Source organism: Pseudomonas mangrovi, from assembly GCF_003052585.1.
GTDB lineage: Bacteria > Pseudomonadota > Gammaproteobacteria > Pseudomonadales > Pseudomonadaceae > Aquipseudomonas > Aquipseudomonas mangrovi.
The window spans coordinates 1-24,414 of the sequence record NZ_QASN01000011.1 but is presented as its reverse complement, the minus strand read 5'-3'; the positions used below and the strand labels follow the sequence as shown (position 1 = coordinate 24,414).

The 24,414-nt window shown below is 62.6% G+C and carries 17 protein-coding genes; 5 read left to right on the top strand and 12 right to left on the bottom strand.

Annotation, left to right across the window (positions count from 1 at the left end):
- Positions 1-8: 8 nt before the first annotated feature.
- The 11 genes from DBO85_RS06140 to DBO85_RS06090 form a co-directional block, all read right to left on the bottom strand.
- Entirely contained in the window at positions 9-521 is a 513-nt protein-coding gene (locus DBO85_RS06140) for an acyltransferase (protein ID WP_199286990.1), read from the bottom strand.
- 1 nt (position 522) lies between these two features.
- Positions 523-1,791: a lipopolysaccharide biosynthesis protein gene (locus DBO85_RS06135; RefSeq protein WP_108106305.1), complete on the bottom strand. Its 1,269-nt coding sequence runs from the start codon at positions 1,789-1,791 to the stop codon at positions 523-525.
- Entirely contained in the window at positions 1,788-2,885 is a 1,098-nt protein-coding gene (locus DBO85_RS06130) for a DegT/DnrJ/EryC1/StrS family aminotransferase (RefSeq protein WP_108106303.1), read from the bottom strand. The genes DBO85_RS06135 and DBO85_RS06130 overlap by 4 nt, the downstream gene beginning before the upstream one ends.
- Positions 2,882-3,466: a UDP-2-acetamido-3-amino-2,3-dideoxy-D-glucuronate N-acetyltransferase gene (wbpD, locus tag DBO85_RS06125; RefSeq protein ID WP_108106301.1), complete on the bottom strand. Its 585-nt coding sequence runs from the start codon at positions 3,464-3,466 to the stop codon at positions 2,882-2,884. Before wbpD ends, DBO85_RS06130 begins: the two co-directional genes overlap by 4 nt.
- 3 nt (positions 3,467-3,469) lie before the next feature.
- Positions 3,470-4,420, bottom strand: a complete 951-nt coding sequence (locus DBO85_RS06120; RefSeq protein WP_108106299.1) for a Gfo/Idh/MocA family protein — start codon at positions 4,418-4,420, stop codon at positions 3,470-3,472.
- An 83-nt stretch (positions 4,421-4,503) separates the two neighbouring features.
- Positions 4,504-5,817 carry a UDP-N-acetyl-D-glucosamine 6-dehydrogenase gene (gene wbpA / locus DBO85_RS06115; protein WP_108106297.1) on the bottom strand — a complete coding sequence of 438 codons (1,314 nt, stop codon included), beginning with the start codon at positions 5,815-5,817 and terminating at the stop codon, positions 4,504-4,506.
- A 416-nt stretch (positions 5,818-6,233) separates the two neighbouring features.
- Positions 6,234-6,587: a hypothetical protein gene (locus DBO85_RS06110; RefSeq protein ID WP_146168171.1), complete on the bottom strand. Its 354-nt coding sequence runs from the start codon at positions 6,585-6,587 to the stop codon at positions 6,234-6,236.
- Positions 6,588-6,609: 22 nt separating this feature from the next.
- A complete protein-coding gene (locus DBO85_RS19040; protein ID WP_146168170.1) occupies positions 6,610-7,452 on the bottom strand; it encodes a hypothetical protein in 843 nt (280 codons plus the stop codon).
- Positions 7,449-14,645, bottom strand: coding sequence for a hemagglutinin repeat-containing protein (locus DBO85_RS06100; RefSeq protein WP_158268876.1), 7,197 nt, complete (start codon positions 14,643-14,645; stop codon positions 7,449-7,451). Before DBO85_RS06100 ends, DBO85_RS19040 begins: the two co-directional genes overlap by 4 nt.
- 186 nt (positions 14,646-14,831) lie before the next feature.
- Positions 14,832-16,550 carry a ShlB/FhaC/HecB family hemolysin secretion/activation protein gene (locus DBO85_RS06095; protein WP_407681450.1) on the bottom strand — a complete coding sequence of 573 codons (1,719 nt, stop codon included), beginning with the start codon at positions 16,548-16,550 and terminating at the stop codon, positions 14,832-14,834.
- A 151-nt stretch (positions 16,551-16,701) separates the two neighbouring features.
- Positions 16,702-18,126: an alpha/beta hydrolase domain-containing protein gene (locus DBO85_RS06090; protein ID WP_108106287.1), complete on the bottom strand. Its 1,425-nt coding sequence runs from the start codon at positions 18,124-18,126 to the stop codon at positions 16,702-16,704.
- A 739-nt stretch (positions 18,127-18,865) separates the two neighbouring features.
- On the opposite strand from DBO85_RS06090, the gene mnmC reads away from it, so the two are divergent.
- From mnmC to DBO85_RS06075, 3 genes are all read left to right on the top strand, one after another.
- The gene (mnmC, locus tag DBO85_RS06085; protein WP_108106285.1) at positions 18,866-20,827 is read left to right on the top strand and encodes a bifunctional tRNA (5-methylaminomethyl-2-thiouridine)(34)-methyltransferase MnmD/FAD-dependent 5-carboxymethylaminomethyl-2-thiouridine(34) oxidoreductase MnmC; all 1,962 of its coding nucleotides are present in this window, start codon (positions 18,866-18,868) and stop codon (positions 20,825-20,827) included.
- Between the two features lie 401 nt (positions 20,828-21,228).
- On the top strand, positions 21,229-21,816 hold the full coding sequence (locus DBO85_RS06080) for a Tll0287-like domain-containing protein (protein ID WP_108106283.1): 588 nt from the start codon (positions 21,229-21,231) through the stop codon (positions 21,814-21,816).
- A 173-nt stretch (positions 21,817-21,989) separates the two neighbouring features.
- Positions 21,990-22,256, top strand: coding sequence for a metal-sensing transcriptional repressor (locus tag DBO85_RS06075; protein WP_108106281.1), 267 nt, complete (start codon positions 21,990-21,992; stop codon positions 22,254-22,256).
- 10 nt (positions 22,257-22,266) lie between these two features.
- Here the strand turns inward: DBO85_RS06075 and DBO85_RS06070 are convergent, their stop codons facing one another.
- A complete protein-coding gene (locus tag DBO85_RS06070) occupies positions 22,267-23,220 on the bottom strand; it encodes a MerR family transcriptional regulator (protein ID WP_108106414.1) in 954 nt (317 codons plus the stop codon).
- 273 nt (positions 23,221-23,493) lie between these two features.
- Here DBO85_RS06070 and folE point away from each other — a divergent pair, with 273 nt between their 5' ends.
- Entirely contained in the window at positions 23,494-24,054 is a 561-nt protein-coding gene (gene folE / locus DBO85_RS06065) for a GTP cyclohydrolase I FolE (RefSeq protein WP_108106279.1), read from the top strand.
- Between the two features lies 1 nt (position 24,055).
- The coding region (folX, locus tag DBO85_RS06060; RefSeq protein WP_108106413.1) for a dihydroneopterin triphosphate 2'-epimerase at positions 24,056-24,414 on the top strand (359 nt) is incomplete at its 3' end.

The window sequence follows — 24,414 nt, the reverse complement described above, 5'->3', positions numbered from 1 at the left end:
CAAGCACATCAATTAGCTGCCGAAAGTTTCTTTCGAATCAACTTCGCCGGAACACCACCCCAGATTTCATTTGGCGGGATATCTTTGACCACAACGCTATTTGCGCCGACGACACTATTCTCACCAATGGAAATACCAGGATTTATCAAAACATTAGCCCCAACCCAGCAGGCATCACCAATTACAACATCGGCAGTTTTTGAGGGAACTGGCTTTATTCTAAGATCGCTATCCGCCACCATCGATTCGGTAAATATTCGAACATTCGAAGAAACATGACATCCTTCGCCAACTCTTACACTGCAGCCAGCGGAGGCTTGCACCGTCGAATTGTCTCCAATATAGCTATTCGCTCCCAACACGATTCGCCCATCACCGTATAGCAGTATGTTTTTTCCATTAAACCGGAATTCAGGCGACACTTCGTAACGTCTGCGAAACTCCAAATAAATAAAACGCCAATAGGCCGCCACCACCTTCAGAAGAAACCCGACCAGATACCTATTCAAATTAGCAAGCAATTTATTTTGCTCCCTTATTGAATAGCGTGCGCCATGGCAAAGGGAAAGTCTTCTGCGCCAGACGCCACGCTCCCAGAAAGAAAAACAGCTGAACCAGCACATATGCCCAGGCTGCTCCAATCACACCCATCGACTCAACCAATACGTAAGTAAGAACGACACTCACCAACCCCACCAGCAATGTCAGCTTTGCCAGCAGGACAGTTCGCTCGAAAAAGAATAAAAACCCGGCAACTACGTAGTACATGCCCATGAAAGCGTTACCGAAACCTACCAACTGAGCGACCGGTAGTGATGCACCATATTGACCACCCACGATAAGTGGATAAAGAAACGGCAGTAGCGCCACGTAGCTTAGCGCCAATACCAAAAACCCCAAGAAGACGGCAGCACACTGCCGCACGATGCGAACACCAGAATAAGGATCCTGACTTTTCAATTCAGCGAAAAGATGAGGACCGAAAGCCTTGACGAATGCATCAGCCAACAGCCCGACGACCATCCCCATTTGCACCCCGACAGCATACGTACCTGTGACCCCGATCCCCAGCAAGTGGGTGATGATAAAGCGATCACTCATCGCGATCATCATGGCGCCCACAGCGTGGGGGATCAACGGAACGCCGAAGCGCAAGACAGCCCGTATGTACTCGCGATCAATGCTCCAACGCACCAACGCTCGCCGCTGCAAACCATAGAGCGCCAGACCAGCGAACAGGAAGACCGCCACGCATATTCCCAAGACCCGGCCTTCCCAGCCCAATCCAAGCAGGAGAATAAGGCCCAGCGACAGGCCAAGGTTCAAGGCCGTCTGCAAAATCTGGAACAGGCCATAGCGCCACACCTCGCTCCTGACCTGCCAGATCACCAGCCGCACCTGCACTATGGCTTGCGCCGCCGACGCCAGTACCGCGACAAACAGCCAGCCCTCCGGGATTTCTACCCAGCGAGAAAGCGGCCCTGCCATCAACCAGACGATCAGCAGAACCAGACTTGTGCTGACGGCCAAGAGCCCCAGACAGGTTCCTACGAAGCGCGGATGATCCGTGTCTGCATCGAAATGTCGCACGCTTACGGCGCCATGGATGCTGAGACCGGTAAAGGCGGTAAGTACGCTTACGACAGTAGCGAACATGGTCACTACGCCGTATTCAGCGGGCGCCAGAACCCGAGTCAGTACTGGCAGCAGCAGAAACGGGATAGCACTGTTGATGACATTCGCCAGAGCGTAGGTAGCGGTGGAGTTCACCAGCCGTTTCAATGCGGTCATGCGCTTCGCTGCAACGTTTCTTGCAGCGCATCAATCACTACCCTCTGCTGCTTTTCATCCAGATAGGGATGCATTGGCAGGCTCATGACCTTCTGCGCAATCGCATCACCTACCGGCAGACTTGCCTCGTCGTCCTTCACCGCCGGTTGGCGATTGAGTGGGATGGGGTAATGCACGGCCGTGGGTACGCCTGCGGCCTTGAGGTGCTCCTGCACCTGGTCACGCGCTTCGACCTGCACCGTGTACTGGGCCCAGGCACTGACGTTGTGCGCCTCGACGAAGGGCGCAGCGATACCGGACTTGCCGAGCAGATGCGCGTAACGCTGGGCAGCCTGCTCACGCAGTTCCAGCTCGTGCGGGAAGATGTCCAGCTTCGGCAGCAGGACGGCCGCCTGCAGGGTATCCAGGCGGCTGTTCACGCCCACGCGGATGTGGTGGTAGCGGCGGTCCTGGCCATGCCGGGCGATCTGGCGCAGAACCTTGGCCAGTTCCTCATCGTTGGTGAAGATCGCGCCACCATCGCCATAACAACCCAGCGGCTTGCTGGGGAAGAAACTGGTGCAGGCGATGGTCGTCAGGTTGCACGAGCGCTTGCCCTTGTAGGTGGCACCGAAGCTCTGCGCAGCGTCCTCGATGACCGGGATACCGTGTCGCGCGGCAATGGCGTTGATGGCATCGAAATCAGCGCACTGGCCATACAACGAGACCGGGATGATCGCCTTGGTACGCGGAGTGATGGCGGCTTCGAGCAACTGCGGATCGAGGTTGTAGGTGCGCGGGCAGACGTCCACGTATACCGGCTTGGCGCCTAGCAGGGCGACGGTCTCGGCCGTGGCGATATAGGTGAAACCGGGGGTGATGACCTCGTCACCTGGGCCTATGCCCAGCGCCATCTGGGCGATCTGCAGGGCATCGGTGCCGTTGGCCGCGCTGATGCAATATTTCGCGCCGACGAAAGCCGCGAGCTTTTCTTCCAGCTCGCTGACTTCCGGGCCGAGGATGTACTGACCATGCGCGAGAACGCGCTGGATGCCAGCGTCGATCTTGTCCTTGATCAGCGCCTGCTGCGCCTTGAGGTCGATGAACTCGATCACGCCACGCTCTCCTTGCTCAACACACTGCCACGCAGCACATAACGCGCGCCGGTATGAATGCAGGGCGCACTGCCCTCGCCTTCCAGCGGCAGTTCCAGCTGTTCGCCGAACTCGCTCATCCAACCGATCTGCCGTGCCGGCACACCGACCATCAGCGCGTAGGCCGGAACGTCCTTGTTGATCACCGCGCCAGCGCCGACGAAAGCGAACTCGCCGATGGTCACGCCACAGACGATGGTGCAGTTGGCACCGAGGGTGGCGCCCTTCTTGACCAGGGTGTCGCGGTATTCACTCTTGCGCTCGATCAGCGAGCGCGGGTTGTAGACGTTGGTGAAGACCATGCTCGGGCCGCAGAACACGCCCTCTTCCAGGGTGACGCCGTCGTAGACCGAGACGTTGTTCTGGACCTTGCAGTTGTCACCGATGACGACCTTGTTGCCGACGAACACGTTCTGCCCCAGGGACACGCCCTGACCGATGCGTGCGCCGCCGCAGACATGGACGAAATGCCAGACGCGCGAGCCTTCGCCAATCTGCGCGCCTTCATCGACGATGGCGCTGGGGTGCTGGTAATGACTCATGGTTCAACCCAGCAGGCGCGCAAGGAACGGATGGCCTTCGTCATCCTGGGCGCGACTGGGCGCCAGGCTGCGGATGGTTTCGACGGTTTCCACGCAGTGCCGCGCATCCTCGATGCCATAGCCCTTGCCATCGAGAATGGCCTGGTAGCTGACGGTGTGCAGGTCGGTGAAGCCTTCGGAGAACTCGATTTCGGCACCATCACAGGTGATCGAGCGATAGGTCGGCTTCTTGCCCTTGACCGAGTCCGGCAGGTCGTTGGCGTCGATGGAGAGGAACCAGCGCACCCGCGCGTTCTCGTACTCCAGATAGCCCGCGGCCTTGAATTCATTGACGTAGTGCACGACGTTGCGCTGCAGCTTGCCGAAGATGAAGTGCAGCATGTCGTAGAAATGCACACCGATGTTGGTGGCCACGCCGAAGGATTTGCGCGGGTCGCCCTTCCAGCTTTCCATGTACCACTTGCCGCGACTGGTGATGTAGGTCAGTTCGACGTCGTGCTTGTGGTCCTGCTTGCCCGCCTCGACCTGCTGCTTCAGGTCGATGATCGCCTGGTGGTGGCGCAACTGCAGGATGTTGTACAGACGGCGACCGGTCTCCTTCTCGGTAAGCAGCAGGTCGTCGAGCATCGCGGCGCTGGGCACCAGCGGCTTTTCGCAGATCACGTCACAGCCCAGGCGCAGGCCCGCGTTGATATGCGCGTGGTGCAGGTAGTTGGGCGAACAGATCGACACGATATCCAGAGCGGTCGCCGGATCGCGCTTCAGGCGCCAGGCGTGGTCGTAGAAACGCTCGAACTCGGTGAAGAACTCGCTCTGCGGCGAGAGGCTGTCGATGATGCCGACCGAATCGTTGATGTCGTAGGCACACGCCAGCTCGTTGCCGGTGTCCTTGATGGCACGCATGTGGCGGGGGGCGATGTAGCCGGCAGCGCCGATAAGGGCGAATCGTTTCATGCTGTCTCTCGCAAACGGTTGGAGCGAACCGCCAACGCGCCAGACAAAAATCTGCGCCCGGCGTGCGGCCCGCGCAAAAACACTCAGGCCTTGATGACGTTCGCCTGCGGCGCCCGGTACTTGCCGCGGCTGTCGACCAGCAGGCGCGCGTGCTGCTGAATCAGCGTGTAGTCGAACTTGTCATGGTCGGTGGCCAGCACCACAGCGTCGAACGAGGCCAGATTCTCGGCGGTAAGCGGCTCGCTGGAGAGCTCGAAATGGTGCTCGCGCATCTTCGGGAACACCGGAACGTGCGGATCACTGTAGGCGACGATGCCGCCCTTGGCCTCGATCAGCTCCATGATCTCCACCGACGGCGATTCGCGCATGTCGTCGACGTTCTTCTTGTAGGAGATGCCGAGCACCAGCACCCGGCTGCCCTTGAGCGCCCGACAACGATCATTGAGCCCGTCCATCAGCTTGCCCACCACGTACTCGGGCATGGCCTTGTTGACCTCGCCAGATAGCTCGATGAAGCGGGTGTGCAAGCCGTACTCGCGAGCCTTCCAGGTCAGATAGAAGGGATCGATCGGGATGCAGTGCCCACCCAGACCGGGGCCTGGATAGTAGGCGGTAAAGCCGAACGGTTTGGTCGCCGCGGCATCCACCACCTCGAAGATGTCGATGCCCATGCGGTCAGCAACAACTTTCATTTCGTTGACCAGACCGATGTTCACCGCGCGGTGGATGTTCTCCAGCAGCTTGGTCAGCTCAGCGGCCTTGGTCGAGCTGACCGGTACCACCTGATCGATAGCCTGTTCGTACAAGGCGATACCGACCTGCAGGCAATTGGCGGTATGACCACCGATAACCTTGGGAATGGTGCGGGTTTCGAAATTCGGGTTGCCCGGATCTTCACGCTCCGGCGAGTAGACCAGGAAGATGTCCTCACCGACCTTGAGCCCGCCTTCCTGAACGCGCGGCAGCAACTCTTCCTCGGTAGTCCCTGGATAGGTCGTGCTTTCCAGCGAGACGACCTGACCGGCGCGCAGGTAGGGCTTGATGGCGTTGGTGGTGTCGATCACGAAGCTCATGTCCGGCTCGCGATACTTGTTAAGCGGCGTGGGTACACAGAGGATCAGGGCATCGCACTCGCTGACACGGCTGAAGTCGGTGGTTGCCTCGAAGCCCGAGTCACGCGCCTTGGCAATATGCTCGCAGGCAATGTGCTCGATATAGCTGCGACCCGCGTTGAGTTTCTCGACCTTGGCGGTGTCGATGTCGATGCCCAGCACGCGAAAACCGATGGCGTTGTAGCGCAACATCAGCGGAAGCCCCACATAGCCCAGACCCACGATGCCGATGACGGCTTCTCTGCTCTTGAATCTGGCGACGCTCGCCGGGGTCCGATCAGACATCCACTTGCTCCAAATACAGCGGCGACGCCCGGCACCGATGAAACGCGCCGACGCGTACAAAACAGCGATGAAAACGGCTCGCCCACGCCCGTTCGGGTACGCAGACAAAGGAAGGCGGCCATGATAATGACCAATCCATCAATGCGAAAGCGCGGCTTTGGATTACTGGCCAGATGCCTGCCAACCATCATTCATCTGGCGATCAGGGCGACAGGGAATCAGCACAAATGGAGCCGTCGTCACTATTCCGTCAGCTCACTGTCTTCATTGGCTGTTTTAGCAGCCGACTGGCGTAATTCAACCCTGGACCGGCCAGTGGCCGAAGAGGGTTTGCGTCCTCAGCATTTCGCTGATTACAGAGCAATACGTCGAGCTTTACCTTCTATGGGGCCGCGCGGCGAGCGCTCGAAAGAAGATCAGTGCCAGATACACACCGGAACTGTCTGCGCACGGCCGTTGACTACCTTGCCGTCCTGCGAGAAGAGATCGACGAAATCCGATTCAACGCAGAACAGGCCAGATGTCTGGCGATGGCAGGTGAGCTTCTGCGGAGACATTCCTTGCTGGTTGAAAAAGCTCTGCTCATTCGGAGTGAAGCTGTTCTGCGAGCAGTGATAGCCGCGCTGTTCCAGCACGGCCACCGCCTTTTCCACATCCATTCCGACATCCCGCAGCGCATGCCGGTCCACTGATCGCCTCGCCATCGCGCAGGAAGCGCAGGACAGACAGATAAGCGAAACGAGTAACAGACGACCAGCCTTGCTCACCATGCTTCCCTCCCTGGAAGTACGACTATCGGTACAGATTGTTCAGATTCGGTTCGAGTACCTGCCCGTCATGCGGAGGAACCTCGACGTCGTAGCCGCAACTCTTCAGGAGCCGCAGGGCTCGGCGGTGATCGGGGAAGTCCCCTTCGACCCAGCCTTTGCCTTTTCTATCGAAGTACTCCTTGTGCTTCAGGCAGGCCTCCTGCCGCTGCCGCTCGATACGCGCAAGCACGTCAGGCGACACGCGCTTGAGCTGCAGACTGGCGAAGAACGGCTCAAAAATCTCCTTCTCCAAGTCGACATTGAATTCTTCGTATGGCCCTACGGCTTCGAGCGCAGAGACATTGAACGGTTCTGAGACACCGGATTCGTTTTCCCAGCACCAGTAATCCAGTTCCTGCATTTTTCGCATTCGATTCCAAAAAGAATAGGTAAACCGTACGCATTTGAGACCAGCTCTTTCTACCCAGTCAGTCCGCTCAAGACGATTAAGCGCCCGACGCCGGATGGTGTCTTCGTGATAGCGCGCAAATTCCTCAGGCGAAAGCGCCTCCTCTAGAAGCGACCCTCCGGTGTTTCCTGAAATTCTTAATTGAAGGGAGGCAGACTCCATATATGCATTGCCTGACTGAAACGAACGCAAAGTACTCATCGAGAGACTATCCACTACCTTGTCATAAGAAATATCAGATCGCTCTGAGCACCTGCCGGTCATGAATATAGGCAAACGCTCATATGAAAGACGCATAAAACGATCATCCCTTCCCTGAGGCTCATTACACAAAAGCCCCGGCACAAATCTTTCCGAACCTTTAACAGCACAACCAGACACAATAAAAGTGAGAATAACTGACAGCATCCATTTCATCTGCGTGAACCATCCTTATTAATAAAAACAGGAACAGGTAAATTGCCCCTAATCTCTCTACCTTGCTCAGTTATATCCTCACCGCAAGCCCAGCATGCATAATTACTATGAGAGCTACTTTTTCCGAAGAGAGTAGCAAAACTTAGCACACTCCCCACAAACCTAAGCGCCGGCTCATCATCATGCCGGAAGTTCATTCCTAAGAAATCGCTAACCGAGTCAGTCTTCGGGACACCCAAAAACAGATATTCATCCGGTCGATTTACTTGAAAAACTCGATCCATCTCACTCTTATAACCTACACTTTCCGCGATCCGGTGAAAACTTATTGCTCCAAACGGAGCTCCTGAAAGTTGAATGATTCCCCGTGAGTACTCTTTATCTTTAATCTCCACCCCACGCAGCGCGGTCATAAGAATCAATCCGCCCTGACTATGGGCGATATTATTTAGCAACACCCCCTGATCCAGCGCCTGCTGCTGAACGTCCCGCATCTGCCTCGAAATACCACTAGGCATGAATGTACCGAATAGCACATCAAACAGTGACTCACTTAAATCCCCAACAATCCCATGCGTGGGATTGTAGAACTGCACGAAGTCGGCTCGACCACTCTGCATTGCGCCATTGACGATCGCCTCTCCGAGGAAATTCATGATTCCGTTAACCGTAAGAAAGTCCCCTGCCTCGAAACCTTCGAAGGGACTGATGGTGGCGCGCGACATATCGCGTACCGGCTTTCCATTCTCATATTTTATCTTGCCACCTTCTTCCTTGAATGGCGCGTGAACCCGCATTAGCTGCCCATCCCCGGATAGTAGAACCGGCATCTGCGCAAGCAAACCGCCGCTAGTTCTCGTCCCAGGCACTGCGCCGCCGGACTTTTTATTCAGTTGATTCATCGAGTCCACAAAGCCATTCGCCAACATGCTGAATGGAACCAGAATCGGCCGTTCTTCCGCCTGTTCAGCAGCGCGATCAGCCAGAACTCCATAGTTGGCGTATGCCTGAACGGTGGACTTACCGTAGTTCTCCCACCCTGCCTTCCACTCCGCAAATGTCTCCTTCGGATTCATTACCCGGCTGATCGAAGTGCTACTGACATATAGCTCGGTCTTGCGCTCCTTGTCGGTTAGGCCGATCTGGCTGAGAGACGGGTCACGGTTGAGGCCAGCGGTGGAGTCGTTGCCGGTTGTGGCATCGCTGCGGACGATGATCTGGCCTTCACCGATGGTGGCGCGGACCAGTTGCGAACGTTCGCGTTTGTAGTCGTAGCCGCTGAGGCTCCATCCGCTCGATCCTTCGTTGCCTTTGCCCTGCTGGCTGCTGTCGGTCACCACCGCTTTGTTCGCTGCGGCTGCGCCATCCTTGCCAGCAGTGCCACCGCTCTCTCCGGAGCCGCCGAAGCTGATGCTGCCGCCACCATTGATGTACCAACTGTGCTCGCGGTCCTCGCCCTTGATGTCGCGAAACGCCAGGGTCTCGGTGTCGAACTTGAGATTGCCGATATCGGAATGGATCAGCGCTCCATCGACCTGGGTATGCCCGCCAACATGGATATCGAGCAGGTCTCTGGCGTGCAGAGTGGTCTGCTCCTCGACCCAGTTCGTCTTGCCGTTGGTCTTGCCGACGCCGACCGAACCGCTCACGCTGGCGGTGCCGTAACCGATGCTCACGGTGACGCTGGCGTCCAGCTCCTTGCCCTCTGCCTTGCCGGTGTCCGGCAACGAGGTGACTGTCAGGTCGCGACCTACCCTGCCGATGATGTCTTCCGCCTCCAGGTGCGCGCCGGCAATCCGCGTATCCCGGCCGCTGGTAAAGGTCAGTCGCTCGCCGGCACTCAAGTAGGACTCTTGCTGATTCTCCGCCTCCCGGTCCAGACGCCCTCGGCCGACATCCGCGGAGACATAGATGGCGATGAAGTCCGAGCCGCCCAGAGCAATGCCCACCTCGCCGCCACCGCTGCGCCGGCGGTTCTCCACCCCCGACTCGATACCGGCGGCCTCGATGGTCAGATCACGCCCTGCGGTAAGGTGCATGTCTCTCTCAGCAAACGCACGCACCCCGGAGAGCCGAAGGTCCTCGTCCGCGAGCAGATTGATGTCCTGGCCCGCCGAGAGGACGGTCGGCGCGGAGTTTCCGCGGACCTGCTCACCGGTGATCACCCCCTGGCTACCGCCGATTCCGATACGCGCACTGCCGGCGCTGGCACCGGCGTTGATGCCGCCCTGCGAGCGGGTCTGCTGCTGGGTGATCAGATCCCGGCCACGAGCGACATCAAGCGTTACGTCGCGAGCAAGCAGATTGATGTCGCGACCAGCTTCCAGAACACCGCCACTGACCAGCAGATCTTCCCCGGCGAGCGCGTCTATATCGCGCCCTGCCACCAGCGTCGCGGAGCGCGCGCTGTAAGACTGTTCGGTGTAGGAGTTCTTGTTCGAGGTACTGCCGATGTGGTCGCCCACCGTCGGGCCAGCAAAGAACTGGCTGACGGTATCCACGGTCTTCAGCACGCTCGACACCTGGCTGGTAGCGTCGTCGCCCTTGCCGGTATTGCCGATCGTGTCCAGGGTGCTGTCGAGATTGTGATTGAGGTTACTGGTGATGCCGCTGCGGGCGAGACTGCTATTCAGTTGCCGTGAATGGCTCTCCATTCCCGCCTCGATCGTCAGGTGCCGGCCGGCACGCAGCTGGATGTCCTGCCCGGCGCTCAGATCGGAGCCTTCCTGCCGATAGTCACGCCCAACATCGACCAGCAGGTCGCGGCCAGCCCCTACCTGACTGGGCGCCAAACGATCGCCCATCTCGTTGTAGTCGCGCTTCTCCCGTGCCGAGCCGAGGAACATGGTGAAGCCGTTGCCATCGCTCTGCAGATCAATGCCGCTCTTGCGATCGCTCTTCCAGCTGCGCGACCAGTAGGGCTCGGCGGAGGAGACGATCTGCACATCCCGTCCGGCCGCCATTACCACATCGCGCCCGGCGAACAAGTCGCTCGAGGTCAGGCTGATGTCCTGGGCCGCACGCAGAATCGCATCGCGCCCGGCGACCACCTCTGCGCCCACCTGGTTGGTGTTCAAGCCGGATTCACCCAGCCTTTTCGACGAACCCACCGACACCAGCATATTGCCGCTGGAGAGGCCGATGCGCTTGCTCTGCTGATTGCGGTAGTACTCATGCTGCTCCTGCGCTGCCAACAGCTCGATGTTGCCGGTGCCGCTCACCACTCCCGCATGCAGCTCGACATCCTGGCCCGCGGCGAGTGCTGAAGCGCGCAAGCGCAGGTCATCACCAGCGACCAGTAGCAGGTCCTGACCCGCAGTCAATTCGCTACCGGCCTGCTGCGAGGAGGTCTGCCACTGAGTGCTGCTGCTCTTGCCCAACAGCGACGACTTGCTGCGTTGCGCGGACGAGGATTGCTGCTCGAGCACCGAGGTGACTTCCAGATTGCGCAGCGCGCCCAGGCTTATGTCCTGCTCTGCAGACAGCCGACTGCCCGCAATATTGAGATCCCTGCCGCCGGTGAGCTGGAGGGCGCCGTTCGCGTCGATTTCGCTATTGATATGAATCGAGCCGCCGCTCTCGATCACGCTGGCGACCGCCTCGGTGGAAGATTGGTCACCGGAACTGCTGCTTTTTCGTCCTAGCGAACCTTTGCTCTTGACCAGATAATCCGAGTGCGACTCGTTCATCGCCGCCTCGATCGTCGTATCCCGTCCCGCCGACAGGTTCACGTCTCCCCCCGCCCTGGCCCGACTACCGATCAACGCCAGATCATTCCCCGCCCCCAGACTCAGCGCCCCGCCCGCTTCCACCGATGCGCCCTGCTGCTCGATGGCCATGCTGCTGGTGGTCACCTTCTTGCTGCTGCTCTTGCGGAAGAAGTCGCTTTCGCGCTCGTTCGCCGCAGCCGCCAGGGTCAGGTCGCGGTTGGCGTAGAGGTCGATATCGCCCTGCGCCTTCACCTCGCTCGTCACCACCGTCAGGTCGCGGCCGGCCCAGGCGTCGAGGTTGCCGGCCACGTTCACTTCGCCGCCGCGCTGGGTCACCTGGCGATTGCTCATCGCTGCACGCTTGAACAGCATCTGGCGGCTGTCGGTTTCGGTTGCCGCCTCGAGGCGGATGTCGCGGCCGGCGTAGAGATTGGCGTCGCCACCGCTGTGGATCACCCCACCGGTGTTGCGCAGGTCGCGCCCGGCGTCGATCAGCAGCTCGCTGCCCGCCTCGATCCGCGCGGCGCTGTCGACCACATCGTCACGCCACGTGAAGCCACCGTTCTGGCCGCTGTTGGTGGCCACGCTGCGCTCGTTGATCACGTCGCCGAACAGGCTGCTGACCTCGACGCTGTCGCCCTTGAGGATGCCGCCCTGGCTGTTGCGCACATCGCCCATCGCCAGCAGGGAGAGGCGGTCGGCCTGCGCCAGGCCGCGGTTGGCGATGCTCATCGCCTGCATGTCGATGGTCGGCGCGCGCAGGGTGCCGCTGTTGTGCAGGCCACCACCGGAGATAAGCGCAAGATCGCTACCCTGAATCAGCGCACCGGTCGGTGCCAGGCGATCATTGGCCTGGGCCAGGTAGAGCACCGGGACCAGTACCTTGGCGCCGGAGACCTCGCGTTCCTCCATCCAGACGATGTCGTGGGTCAGCGCCGCGACCTGTTCGGCGGACAGGCTGATACCCACCGAGAGGTTCAGTGCTTCCTTGCTGGCGACGGCGTTTTCCATCAGGTAGCGAAACTGCGCCTCGTCGGTGGTCAGGGCATCGACCAGAAAGCGCTTGCCGGTGCGGGCGATGATCGCCTCGCGGATCAACCGCTGCTCGTAGAGGCCGTCGCCCAGGCGGCGCTGGGTGGTATCGGCGGTATAGCCGAGCAGATCGAGCATGTAGTCCGAGCTCAAAAAGCCGCCGAGGCTGGCGAAGGCCGGGTTGCTCTCGATCAGGTAACGGTGGCCAGGATCGTTGTTCAGTCGGAACAGCCCGCTGCCGGCCGGCAGTCCGAAGCCCGGCAGTGCCAGGGGGTCGACCAGGCGCTGCGCCAGGTCCGGCGGTAGTTGGCGATTGAGGTGCGCACCACCGCTGCCGTCGGGACGGATCACGGCGTTTTCCAGCGTCTGGCTGGCGTTGATCTCCACCGCGCCGCCGGCCTGGACCACGGCGTTGACCAGCGCATCGCCGCTGGTGTCGACCCAGCCACCGCCGCGCTGCACGCCGAGGGCGATGGACTCGAAGCTCATGGCATCCGGGTTATAGCTCGGTGAGTTCGGGTCGTTGTAGGCGTTGTACTGGCCCATGTTGTTGATGAAGGTCCAGTAGGCCGCATCGCTGCTGGTGTAGATGTAGTAGTCGGATGTCCGCTCGCGGCCACCGCCGGCGCCGATGTTGAAGAACTGGTCGGCATCGATCTGGATCTTGCCGCCGGCCGAGACGCTACCCAGGCGGTTCTCGAAGCGCTCGCCAACGAAACTCAGGTCCCCACCGGCCACCAGCATCGGCGCTGCCGAGTCCTCGCTGATCTGCGGCTCGTAACGCTCTTGCAGCAGGTAGGCCGCCTCGCAGTGATCGCCCTTGCAGTTGTCGGTCCCGGTCAGGGTGATCTGCCCTTCCACCCGGCGCTGGGTGGCGGCGAAGCGATCCTTGCGGTTGAGCAAGTGATCTACTGCCAGGCGCATGTAGCCGGCGCTTTCGAGGGTGCCGGAGATGTTCTCCAGGTAGGCGCTGCGGCCGTTCTGGTCATCCAGAGCGATGTCCAGCGCGCCCAGGCTGAGGATGTCGGCCAGACGATTGGTGATGCCCTCGCTGCGCAGGGTCATGTCCGCGCCGCTGAACAGCAGGCCGTTTTCGTTGGTGAGCGTGGGGCTGTCGATGCGTACGCTGCCGGCCGCACCCAGGGTGCCCTGGTTGTGGGTCTGCGCAGCCTCGACCGCCAGGCTCTGCTGGACGATCAGTTGGCCGCTGTTGTTGAGGTTGTCGGCCTTGATCTGCGCATTGCCGGCCACGGCGATCTCGCCGGGGTTGGTCAGGGTCTTGAGGTCGGTGCTCAGGCTGCCGTGGCTGATCAGCTTGCCGCTGTTGGTGACGGCATCGCCGCTGAGTTGCAGCTGGGCGCTGGCGTTGAGGCTGCCGTCGGCGTGCACGCCGGCTTCGATGGTGCCGGGGTTGTTCAGGGTCTGGGCTGTGACTTCTACGCGGTTGCCGGCGGCGAGGCTCTCCTGCACGTCAAGCTGGTTGGTCTCGATGCTCGCGCTGCCGGCGGCGAAAGTGTCGTTCTGCAGGGTGACGTCCTGGGCCTTGATCGCCAGGTCACCGGCGGCGGCGCTGCGCGCCATCGTCAGCTGGCCGTTGGCGTCGATGCGGATGTCGCCGCCGCTGGCGGCCAGGTCGCCGGCCAGTTTCACACCCACCCCGGCCTCGGTGCCGACCAGGCGGATCGCACCGGCGTACATGCCGCCGAGCGCCGAGCTGTCGATGGCCACGCTGGGTTTGGCGCTGCCGTCGTCGGCCTTGGCCGTGGCGGCAAGTGTCTGGGCGTCCACCTCGTTGCGGCCGGTGACGATGGTCAGCTGCTGTGCGTGGATCTCGGCGTTGATTTCGGCGGCGCGGGTGATCAGCTCGAACTGGCCGACGTTGCCGGCGTTCAGGCCCGCGCCTTCGATGGCGATGCTGCCGCCGTTGACGTCGTAGCCCTTGAGCGCGCCGTTGTCGATCTGCGGGGTGCCGGTGGTCAGGGTCGCCTTGGGGGTGTTGATGAAGCCGCAGCCGTCGCAGGTAATGCCGTGCGGGTTGGCGACGATGACGTGGGCCGCCTGACCGGCGACCTCGGTGTAGCCCTCCAGGCGCGAGGCGTTGCTGCCGGTGACTTCGTTGAGGATCAGCCCCGCCGCGCCGCCGGCCAGGTTGGGGTTGCCGGTGATGAAGCCGCCCAGCTGGGTCGGCGCCAGCGCCTGGGCGCTGTTGTTGAGGATCAGGCCCTGCTGACCGACGTTGTAGTCGGTGAACTTGTTGTGCGACAGGCCGCTGCCGTTGGGCGTGGCGATGTTCACCAGGGGGACGCCGTTGGCGGCCTGGCCGAGGCTGGCGTTGCCGCCAGCCGCCGCATCCAGGGTCAGCTCCGCCGCGCGGGTGACGATGGGATTGAGGAACATCACCCCCATCAGGATGCTGGCGATGATCTGGTTCAGCGGGTGGCGTACGTCCATGTCGGTGAACTCCCTGTGTTGCGAATCAAAAATCGTTGATGGCCGACGGGTCCTGGCCTTGGCCGGCGGACAGCAAGGGCTGTCCGGCCGGTAAATCTGTTGTCGTGCCCCGCTCGTTGCCCTACAAGAGCCGGAGCCGGCTCGCCATAGGGCGCAACAAGCGCAGCGCATTGCGCCGCCACTCGGTCAAAAGCTCAGGTCGATGCGAAAGTGCACCGGGTGTTCTTCACGCTCGATCACGCCGGGGCGCTCCAACGAGCGGGCGAAGGTCAGGCTGGCGGCCAGGTGCTCGCCGCGGGCGGAAAATTCGATGGCGTTGCCGCTCAGGCGGCCGCGGCGGTCAGGGTTGTACGGGCCGCTCTGGATATGGCCGATGTCGTAGCCGACCGCCACGCCCACTTCCTGGACGAAGGGCCGCAGCGGCTCGAAGGTGACGGCGCGGCGCCAGCGCAGGTTGTTGCGCCAGTAGCCGCCGCTGTCGCCGGACAGCGACTGCTCCTTGAAGCCGCGCACCGAGTTGAGGCCGCCGAGGCTGATGCGCTGGGGACCGAAGAGCACGTCCTCGCTCTGCTGCCAGGTCGCCAGGCTGTCGACGCTGAAGTTCTCGCCCCACAGCTGGAACGGCTGCAGGTAGCTCAGGGTCAGGCCGTACTTGTTGTAGCGCGCCACCGGCTCGCCGAATTTCGGGTCGCCCGAGCGCTGGGCGTCGAAGGCGCCGGTGCCGTGCTGCCAGCCCAGGTCGGCGTTGACGAAGGCACTGCCGATGCGCCGGCCGTGGTTGAAGCCGAGCGAAAACTCCGACAGCCGCTGGCTGGAGACGTCGATCAGGCTGTCTTCGATGTAGTTGCGCGTGCGCAGATGACTCAGGCCGACGCTGGCGGCGGTCTTGCCAAAGCCGTCGCGGTGCAGCACGCGCTCGGCGCGCAGGTTGTGGTTGCGGCTGTCGCCGTCGACCTTGAAGTCGAAACCCACCGCCTGGTTGAGGGTGCGGTAGTAGCTCTGGCTGTAGCCGTAGCTGAAGGTCCACCAGCCCCAGGGCACCAGATAGTTGAGACTCTGGTTATGCGAATGGCGATAGCTGTCGCTGACCGCATCGCGGCCGGCGCGCAGGATCAGTTGATCGCCCAGGCCCAGCGGGCTGTCCCAGTCGAAACCGATGCCCCACTGCTGCTCGCCGGTGCTGGCCTCACCCTCGTTGTGGCGACTGGCGCGCACCCGCCAGGGCTTGGCGGCCTCACCGTTCACCTGTACCCGGCTGCCGCCGACTTCCTCGCCTGGCGCCAGCTCGATCTGTGCGCGGCGCGAAGGCAGGCGATTGAGCTGGTCGACCATCTGCTCCAGCTCGCGCAGGTTCAGGCGCTCGCCGGTCGCGCCGGGAAAGGCCATGCGGGTCTCGGTATCGCTCGGCCCGCCGTCACTGCCCTGGAAGCCTTCCAGGCGGCCTTCGACCACCAGCACATCCAGCTCGCCATCGGCCAGGTCCTGCGGCGGCAGGTAGGCGCGCGAGGTGACGTAGCCACGGTCAAGATAGAACTGGGTGATGGCTTTGAGCAGCTCGTTCAAGCGGCTCTGGCCCAGGCACTGGTTTTCGAAAGGACTGAGCAGGCGCTGCCGAGCGTTCTCGTCGATCAGTTCGGCGCCATCCAGGCGGATGCTGCGGATCTCAAAACAGGCTTCGTCGGCGGCAGGCGCGGCGGATTCGAGCTGCAGATCGCGGCCGGGCAGTTGCTGGAGTTCTTCCAGGCGCTGACGCTGCTCGTCGAGCAGTTGCTGCTGACGCTCGCGAATCAGTTCGCGAACCTGCTCGCGGTCGCCGGGCAGTTCGAGGGCGTGGGCAAGCCACGGGCATGAAACGGCAGACGCCCCTATCCATAGGGCGATAAGACAAGCTCGCATCCTGACCATCCTTGGTAATGACGCTGAAATGTCGCGAACTGGTTGTGGTACAGCCGGCCGGACTACGCAAGAAACGACCGGGCTGGATTGTCGATTATGAAAGGCAGATCACATTTTCATGACAGAAGACCCGCAGCGTCCTGCCGCGGGTCCTAAGCCATCAGCGGCGGCGCTTGGTGATCTCGCGCTTGGCTGCCTGGCGCACGGTGGCCAGGGCGTCGGCGGGGGTGATGTAGCCGGCTTTCAGGTTGTTCATGGTCACCTGGGTCACCTTGTGCACGTACTGGCCCGGGGTCCAGTACAGGTCGCGCAGCACGTCATCACTGAAGCGCACGTGCGAGCCGTTCAGGAAGCAATAGCCGGGGCCGGCGTTCAGGCCGGTGTTGGTGGCAATCGGTACCGCGTGCTCGGCCAGGCGGATGCCGCCCAGCGCGTTGCCGTAGGCATCACGCGCGGCGGTGACCCCGGTCGGGGTGACCGCCGCGATCTCGATGCGCGGTGCGGTCGGCGGTGGCGTGCCCTTGATGACCCAGCGGGTCAGGTGATCCACGCCAGCGCGCGCAACGTGCGCAGTTGGCACATGGCTCAGCGCCGGCAGGGTGCATTGGCTGTTGTCCGCAACCGGCAGCTGGTCACGCTCCATGATCGGCGCGCGCGGGCTGGGATTGGTGTAGCCGACGTGCGAGGCCCCGGCGACTTCCCAGGTGCGCAGCTTGTCCGAGTCGGCCTGGCGCGACGGGAAGCGGCCAAGCAGCAGCACGTCGGTCTCGGTGTCCAGGCTGAAGATCTTCGGCTTGAGGTCGGTACGCAGGGTGCCGGCGATGCCGAGGTACATGAAGTAGCCGTCGATCAGGCCTTCGGTCAGCGGTTCGACCGAGTTGTGGTAGCGGCGCAGGAAGCTCTGCGATTGCGAGGCGCCGGCGGCGATCACCGTGACCGGCTTGAGCGGGCCCAGCGCCTTGGACGAGCCGGCATTGCGCACGGCCTGGACCGCCTGGGAGTAGATATCGAAGGACAGCGAGTCGTCGAGGATGCTGCCGCCATCGGTGACATCGAGGCTGGAATAGCGGGTCGGGCTCCAGGCGCGCAGGCCGGTGAGCGGAGCGTTCAGGCCGACCTGCTGGGCCGAGACGCCGACATAGGCGTAACCCTCGCGCATCAGGTGCTCGGCAGTGGTCAGCCAGAGCACGTCCAGATCATGGCCGGCGGTGACGTTGAGCCATTCGACGATGACCACGCCGTTGAATTTCTTCGCCGAGGTGGGGTGACGCACCAGCAGACGGGTGCGGTAGGGATGGCCGCTGGACATCAGGATCGCGTTGTTCAGCTCCGGCGTGTCGTAGCGACGCGCCTTGCCCTCGATGAAGAATTCCTTCTCCACATAGCCCTGGCTGGCGAGATCCATGGCACTGGCGAACTGCGGATAGTCGCGGGACGGATCGCCCAGCGGCACGGTGACGGGAACGAGGCTGACCTTGGGACTGGCGACTTCGGCCAGCGCGCCGGTGCTGCCGAGCAGCAAGCTGGCGCCAACCGCGAGCAGCCAGCGGCCGCGCACGGCACGGGAAACGGGGGTGGAACGCATGATGGTCTTCTCCGGATTCTTGTTAGGGCGGTATCCGACGGTGTGGCGGATGATCCGGCGCTATCCGGGAAGCTGAGTGGCGTTCTCGACGGCGATAGCGCGGGACCGTGCGGCACGACACGGTCTCCACCTACTGCTGCTGCGCGAGGCGCCCAAAGTGGTGGCCGAAGCTTAGTCGGCGATCCGAAACGGGCGCACAACCCAAACGGGTGAGCAACTGCCCGCCGTGCGCCGGAAACAGGCACTAAATCCTGACCAAGACATACCATCGCAAGGAAGCGCCCCTTATGGACCGGGCATCCGGGGAACTCCGGAACGATCGTACGGAATATTGCAACGCGTCAGCGCCTGCCGGTTCCGGTGATGGTCCGGGATAAGCCCGGCGAATGCGCCACAGCAATGTCGCTAGATGTCCTTGTCTCTTCGGGGAGGAGAATCCGCGCGCCTTGACGCTCAGTTTGAAACAACGCGTAGCGCCGGATTAGTGATGCTGCGGCTGCACGCCGACTGGCCTCGACCGTAGGGTGGATGGCGCTCTACCCATCCACCAGACAATCCCCCGGTGGATGAACAAGGCGTCATCCACCCTACGGATGAAAAATCCCTGCAGGCCGGGGCATCCCTCACCCGCCTTCGGCACCCTTTCCCGGAGGTAGGGGGAAAAGCTGCGGCTAATCCGCACTAACCCGGGTGCCGCCCGGCGCACTAGAATGCCGCCTCCAGCCAACCGGGGGTTTCGATGTCCGATTTCCAGCACGCCAGCCTCGACTGGGACGAGCAGGGTCAGCCGCTTTCCAGCACCTTTGGCGACGTCTATTTCTCCCGCGCCAGCGGTCTCGACGAAACCCGCCACGTATTCCTTGAGCACAACGCGCTGAGCGAACGCTTCGCCGCGCTGCCTGCGGATGGCCAGCTGTGCATCGGCGAGACCGGTTTCGGCACCGGGCTGAACTTTCTCTGCGCCTGGCAGCTGTTCGAAAAATGCGCCCCGGCTGGTGCGCGGCTGCATTTCGTCAGCGTCGAACGCTATCCGTTGAGTGCGCCGGACCTGCAACGCGCGCTGGCCCTATGGCCGGAGCTGACGCGTTTCAGCGCAGCCCTGCTGGAGCAATATGTCGCCCTGGCGCCGGGCTTCCAGCGGCTGGTTTTCGCTGGCGGCCGGGTCTGCCTGACGCTGCTGATCGGCGATGTGCTGGAGCGACTGCCGGAGCTGGACGCGCGCATCGATGCCTGGTTCCTCGACGGTTTTTCGCCGGCGAAGAATCCGGAGATGTGGAGCCCGGCGCTGTTCGCCGAACTGGCGCGGCTGGCGGCGCCCGGCGCGACGCTGGCGACCTTCACCAGCGCGGGTTTCGTCCGCCGCGGGTTGATCGAGGCGGGTTTCGCCGTGCAGCGGGTGCCGGGTTTCGGCCACAAGCGCGAGATGCTTGCCGGACGTTTCGACAGTGCGCCCGACGTTCAGCCGAGCGCGCGCTGGTTCGAACGACCGCCGCGTCCGGCCCAGCGCCGTGCACTGATCATCGGTGGCGGCATGGCCGGCTGCGCAGCGGCGGCCAGCCTGGCCGGGCGCGGCTGGCAGGTGCAGGTGATCGAGCGGCGCATGGCGCTGGCCGAGGAGACTTCGGGCAACCCGCAGGGCGTGCTCTACCTGAAATTGTCGGCGCACCACACCGCCCTGTCGCGCTACATAGTCGCCGGTTTTGGCTACACCCGGCGCCTGTTGCAGAAGCTCCCCGCCGACGCCTGGCAAGCGTGCGGCGTGCTGCAGCTGGCGTTCGACGCCAAGGAAGCCGAACGACAGAGCAAGCTGCCGGCCGCCTTCCCCGAGGAGCTGCTGCACCCGGTCAGTCGCGAGCAGGCCGAGCAACTGGCCGGGGTCGCGCTGCCCAGCGGCGGGCTGTTCTATCCGCAGGCCGGTTGGGCGCATCCGCCCGCACTCTGTCGCCAGTTGGCAGAACACCCGAACGTCAGCGTGCGCTTCGCCCAGTCGGTCGGCGAACTGCGCCGCGTCGGCGAGGACTGGCAGCTCTGGAGCGGCGACGCGCTGCTCGCCAGCGCACCGGTGGTGATTCTTGCCGGCTCCGCCGAGGTCAACCAGCTGCTCGGCGACAACGCCCTGCCGCTCAAGCGTATTCGCGGACAGATCAGCCGCCTGCCGGCCACCGCCGCCAGCCGCGCGTTGCGCAGCGTGGTCTGCGCCGAGGGCTATGTCGCGCCGGCGATGGGCGATGAACACACCCTGGGGGCGACCTTCAAGTTCGACGCCGAGCATCTCGAACCCAGCGCCGAGGAGCACGTCGAGAACCTGCGCCTGCTGCACGAGATAGCGCCAGCACTGGCCGCAGACCTGAACGCCGAGGGCCTCGATCCCAGCCAACTGCAGGGGCGAGCAGGCTTTCGCTGCACCAGCCCGGACTACCTGCCCATCATCGGGCCACTGGCGGATCAGCGGGAATTTGCCAAGGCCTACCAGGCGCTGGCGCGTGACGCTCGGCTGCTGCCGCAGGCACCCTGCCCCTGGCTCGACGGGCTCTACGTCAGCACTGCGCACGGTTCGCGCGGCCTGCTCAGCGCACCGCTGGCCGGCGAGCTGCTCGCCGCCTGGCTGGATGACGAACCGATGCCGCTACCACGCGCCGTCGCCGAAGCCTGCCACCCGAATCGCTTCGCCCTGCGCAAACTGATTCGCGGCCAGTCCTGACACGCCACCGTCGTAGAGCGCAAACAACGCTGCGCAATGCGCCAGATCGCCTTGCCTGGCGGATTACACCGCCAGGCTAATTCGCCCTACGAAGAGTGCGACCGCAACACGGTCGCGGAGCGGTGACGCACCCCCAGCGAACAGTCTGAGCAGACCCTGCTGGGCCTCGCGCGGCTCGGCGCCAGCCTACATGGTCGTCACTTCGTAGGTTGCGGCCGCCAGGCCCAAGGTCGCACCTGCAGGGTGCAACGCATTGCCCCCTGCCGACCGTCTCTGCCACATCAATATCCGAGCCGCCAATTGGACACTGGCGCTCACCACAATACCCACTCAAAGGATATGGTCTTGTCGCCCGGAGACAGATCGCGGATACTTTCCGCAACATACACCTGGGGGTATAAATGAAATTTCTATCCAGCACTGTCGCGCTCAGTCTTCTGACACTTGCCGGCACGGCCGGCGCCGCCTCTTTCGATGAGCTGAAAGCCGAAGCCGCCGCGCTCGTCCCACCCTTTCAGCAACACCTGCTGCAGACCGTGAAGCAGGCCATGCAGGAAGGCGGTCCCACGCATGCGGTCGAATCCTGCCAGTTGCTCGCCCCGCAGATCGCCGCCGAGCACAGCAAGGCGCCCTGGCGGGTTGGCCGTACCGCGTTGAAGGTACGTAACCCGGAGAATGCCGCCGATGCCTGGGAGCGTGAGGTGCTCGAGGAGTTCGCCAGCCGTGCCCGGGCCGGCGAGCCGCTGCAGGGCATGCACAAGGCACAGGTGGTTGAAGGCGAATTCCGCTACATGCAGGCCATTCCCACCGGCGAGCCCTGTCTGGCCTGCCATGGCCCGGCGATCAAGGCGGAACTGGCAAGCCTGATCGAGCAGCGGTACCCTGCCGACCAGGCTTACGGCTTCCAGCTTGGCGAGTTGCGGGGTGCCTTCAGCCTGCGACAGGCATCTGAGCCGCAGAACACGGAAGCTGCGGCCCGGGAGCACTGAAACCGGCTCAGGCGATGGACTCCACTGCCGCGGCATCGAGGGATGTCGGCATGCTCTGCCGCCAGCTCTCGTAGCCGAAGGTTGCACCCAAACCCCGAAACCGAGGCTGGCCACGCGAACCAGCGGACAGTTCACAGAACGGCGCGCAGCAGTACCCTTGGAGTATCCATCGAATGAACGAGTCCCGAGAGAAGCACCAGGACGCCATGCTCAAGCGCCTGGCGCGGGTGGAAGGCCAGATCCGTGGGATCCAGGCGATGATCCGTCGTGGCGAGGAGTGCGAGGCGGTGGCGCAGCAGTTCGCCGCGGCGCGCAAGGCGCTGGACAAGGCCTATCAGGAATTGCTCGCCTGCCTGCTGGAGGAAGCGGTGCTCGATCCGGAGCAGGACGCTACCCAGACCCTGGCTCAGGTTCGCGCGATCTTCACCAAGTACACCTGAGTCGCCCGACTCAGGTATCCAGATGTCCGTCGATGAACTGCGCCAGGCGCCGCTGCATCACCTGCGCGCTACTGCCCAGACAGGCGATCGGTGTTCCCGCCAGCGGCTCCTCGCCCAACTCTGCCGCCGCACCGGCCAGTGCCAGAGGGCATTCCAGGCCCAGGGCCAGACGGCGTAGCTGACGCGGCAGCTCGGCCGCCGGCGGATGATTGGAAAACAGCACCAGCACCTGCGGCTGCAGCTTCTCGCAGATCAGACTGAGCTCCTCCAGCGGCTGGCCGAAGGCGAGCACCTCCACTTCCAGCGCGTCGCTGCCCAGCAGCAGCCCGGTGACCAGCAGTTCCAGCTCACGGCACTGTCCGGGAATCGCCGCCAGCAACACCCGCGCCCTCGAGCTCCGGCGGCCGAGCTGCAGACGCTGCAGCGTGCGGGCACGCAGGAAGCTGTCGAGGAACAGCCACTCGCTGGTCCGGCCGAATTCGTCCTGGCGCAGCAGCAACTCCTGCCAGACCGGCAGCAATACCTGCTCGAACACCAGATTCAGCGGATAGCTGGAGAACACCCGACCATAGGCCTGCTCCAGCTGATTCGAATCGAATTCAGTTACCGCCTGGCGCACCTGCTGCTGCCACTCGACCCACTCACCGGCAACGGCTTGCTGATAACTCGGCGCGGCCTGGGCACGGGTCGCCGAGGTGCGCGAGAGGATGCTGCCGACCTTGCTTACCGCTACGCCGCGCTCGATCCAGGCCAGGATGCTGCGCACCTCTTCGATGTCCGCCTGCGAGTAGAGGCGGTGACCGCTGTCGGTGCGGGTCGGCTGAATCAAACCGTAGCGTCGCTCCCAGGCCCGCAGGGTCACCGGGTTGACCCCGGTCAGCCGCGATACCTCGCGGATCGGAAACAGCTCCTGCTGCTCCAGCGAAGCGGCGGCGAGAATCGAGGAACCGGCGGCGTCTGTCATGAAGGAACAGCCCAGAGCGAAGAAGGCGGCATTGTACTCCAGGCTCGCGCCGGTTCCAGCGTAGCGGTAGCCAGGTGAGGGTCGCATCTCATGTACAGGATTACTCAGGCGCAAAATTTGTTATTTTTATCTTTTAAAACAATTAGTTAAATAAATAACTGGCTACTCTAAACAAGTGTAACCCCAAAAATACTTGTACAAAACAAATACATTGGTATAGGTTTTATCGACAGCAGTACAACCCGTGCAGCGCCCCGCCCTACAGGACGCGAAATGAACGACGCAATGAATGAGCAGTATCGGCAGATCCTTCTGAACCTCGGCGAGAACCCCGAGCGCGAAGGGCTGCTCGACACGCCCAAGCGCGCAGCCAAGGCCATGCGCTATCTCTGCCACGGCTATGCGCAGAGTCTGGAGGAGATCGTCAACGGTGCGCTGTTCGCCTCCGACAACGACGAGATGGTGATCGTCCGCGACATCGAGCTGTACTCCCTGTGCGAGCACCACATGCTGCCCTTCATCGGCAAGGCGCATGTCGCCTACATACCCACCGGCAAGGTGCTCGGGCTGTCCAAGGTCGCGCGCATCGTCGACATGTATGCCCGCCGGTTGCAGATCCAGGAGAACCTGACGCGGCAGATCGCCGAGGCGATCCAGCAGGTCACCGGCGCCGCCGGCGTGGCCGTGGTCATCGAGGCACAGCACATGTGCATGATGATGCGCGGGGTGGAGAAGCAGAATTCGCAGATGCTCAGTTCGGTGATGCTCGGTGCCTTCCGCGAGTCCTGCACCACCCGCCACGAATTCCTCCAGCTGATCGGCAAGGGCCGCTGAGATGCCGCGCCTGGAGCCGGGAATGGCGCGCATCCGGGTCAAGGACCTGCGCCTGCGCACCTTCATCGGCATCAACGAGGACGAGATCCGCAACAAGCAGGACGTGCTGATCAACCTGACCATCCTCTATCCCGCCTCCACCGCGGTGGAGGTCAACGACATCCAGCACGCGCTGAACTACCGAACCATCACCAAGGCGATCATCCGCCACGTCGAGGAGAACCGCTTCGCCCTGCTCGAGCGGCTGACCCAGGAAATCCTCGATCTGGTGATGGCCCATCCGCAGGTGCGCTACGCCGAGGTCGAGGTCGACAAGCCGCACGCCCTGCGTTTCGCCGAATCGGTATCGATCACCCTCAC

Bases quoted from the DNA above. Each gene is read 5' to 3' on its own strand.
- DBO85_RS06100 (WP_158268876.1), bottom strand. From the start codon at position 14,645: ATGGACGTACGCCACCCGCTGAACCAGATCATCGCCAGCATCCTGATG.
- DBO85_RS06095 (WP_407681450.1), bottom strand. From the start codon at position 16,550: ATGGTCAGGATGCGAGCTTGTCTTATCGCCCTATGGATAGGGGCGTCT.
- DBO85_RS19040 (WP_146168170.1), bottom strand. From the start codon at position 7,452: ATGAAATGGATGCTGTCAGTTATTCTCACTTTTATTGTGTCTGGTTGT.
- wbpA (WP_108106297.1), bottom strand. From the start codon at position 5,817: ATGTCTGATCGGACCCCGGCGAGCGTCGCCAGATTCAAGAGCAGAGAA.
- DBO85_RS06135 (WP_108106305.1), bottom strand. From the start codon at position 1,791: ATGACCGCATTGAAACGGCTGGTGAACTCCACCGCTACCTACGCTCTG.
- folE (WP_108106279.1), top strand. From the start codon at position 23,494: ATGAACGACGCAATGAATGAGCAGTATCGGCAGATCCTTCTGAACCTC.
- DBO85_RS06110 (WP_146168171.1), bottom strand. From the start codon at position 6,587: ATGGTGAGCAAGGCTGGTCGTCTGTTACTCGTTTCGCTTATCTGTCTG.
- mnmC (WP_108106285.1), top strand. From the start codon at position 18,866: ATGTCCGATTTCCAGCACGCCAGCCTCGACTGGGACGAGCAGGGTCAG.
- DBO85_RS06120 (WP_108106299.1), bottom strand. From the start codon at position 4,420: ATGAAACGATTCGCCCTTATCGGCGCTGCCGGCTACATCGCCCCCCGC.
- DBO85_RS06080 (WP_108106283.1), top strand. From the start codon at position 21,229: ATGAAATTTCTATCCAGCACTGTCGCGCTCAGTCTTCTGACACTTGCC.
- DBO85_RS06075 (WP_108106281.1), top strand. From the start codon at position 21,990: ATGAACGAGTCCCGAGAGAAGCACCAGGACGCCATGCTCAAGCGCCTG.
- DBO85_RS06070 (WP_108106414.1), bottom strand. From the start codon at position 23,220: ATGACAGACGCCGCCGGTTCCTCGATTCTCGCCGCCGCTTCGCTGGAG.
- DBO85_RS06090 (WP_108106287.1), bottom strand. From the start codon at position 18,126: ATGCGTTCCACCCCCGTTTCCCGTGCCGTGCGCGGCCGCTGGCTGCTC.
- wbpD (WP_108106301.1), bottom strand. From the start codon at position 3,466: ATGAGTCATTACCAGCACCCCAGCGCCATCGTCGATGAAGGCGCGCAG.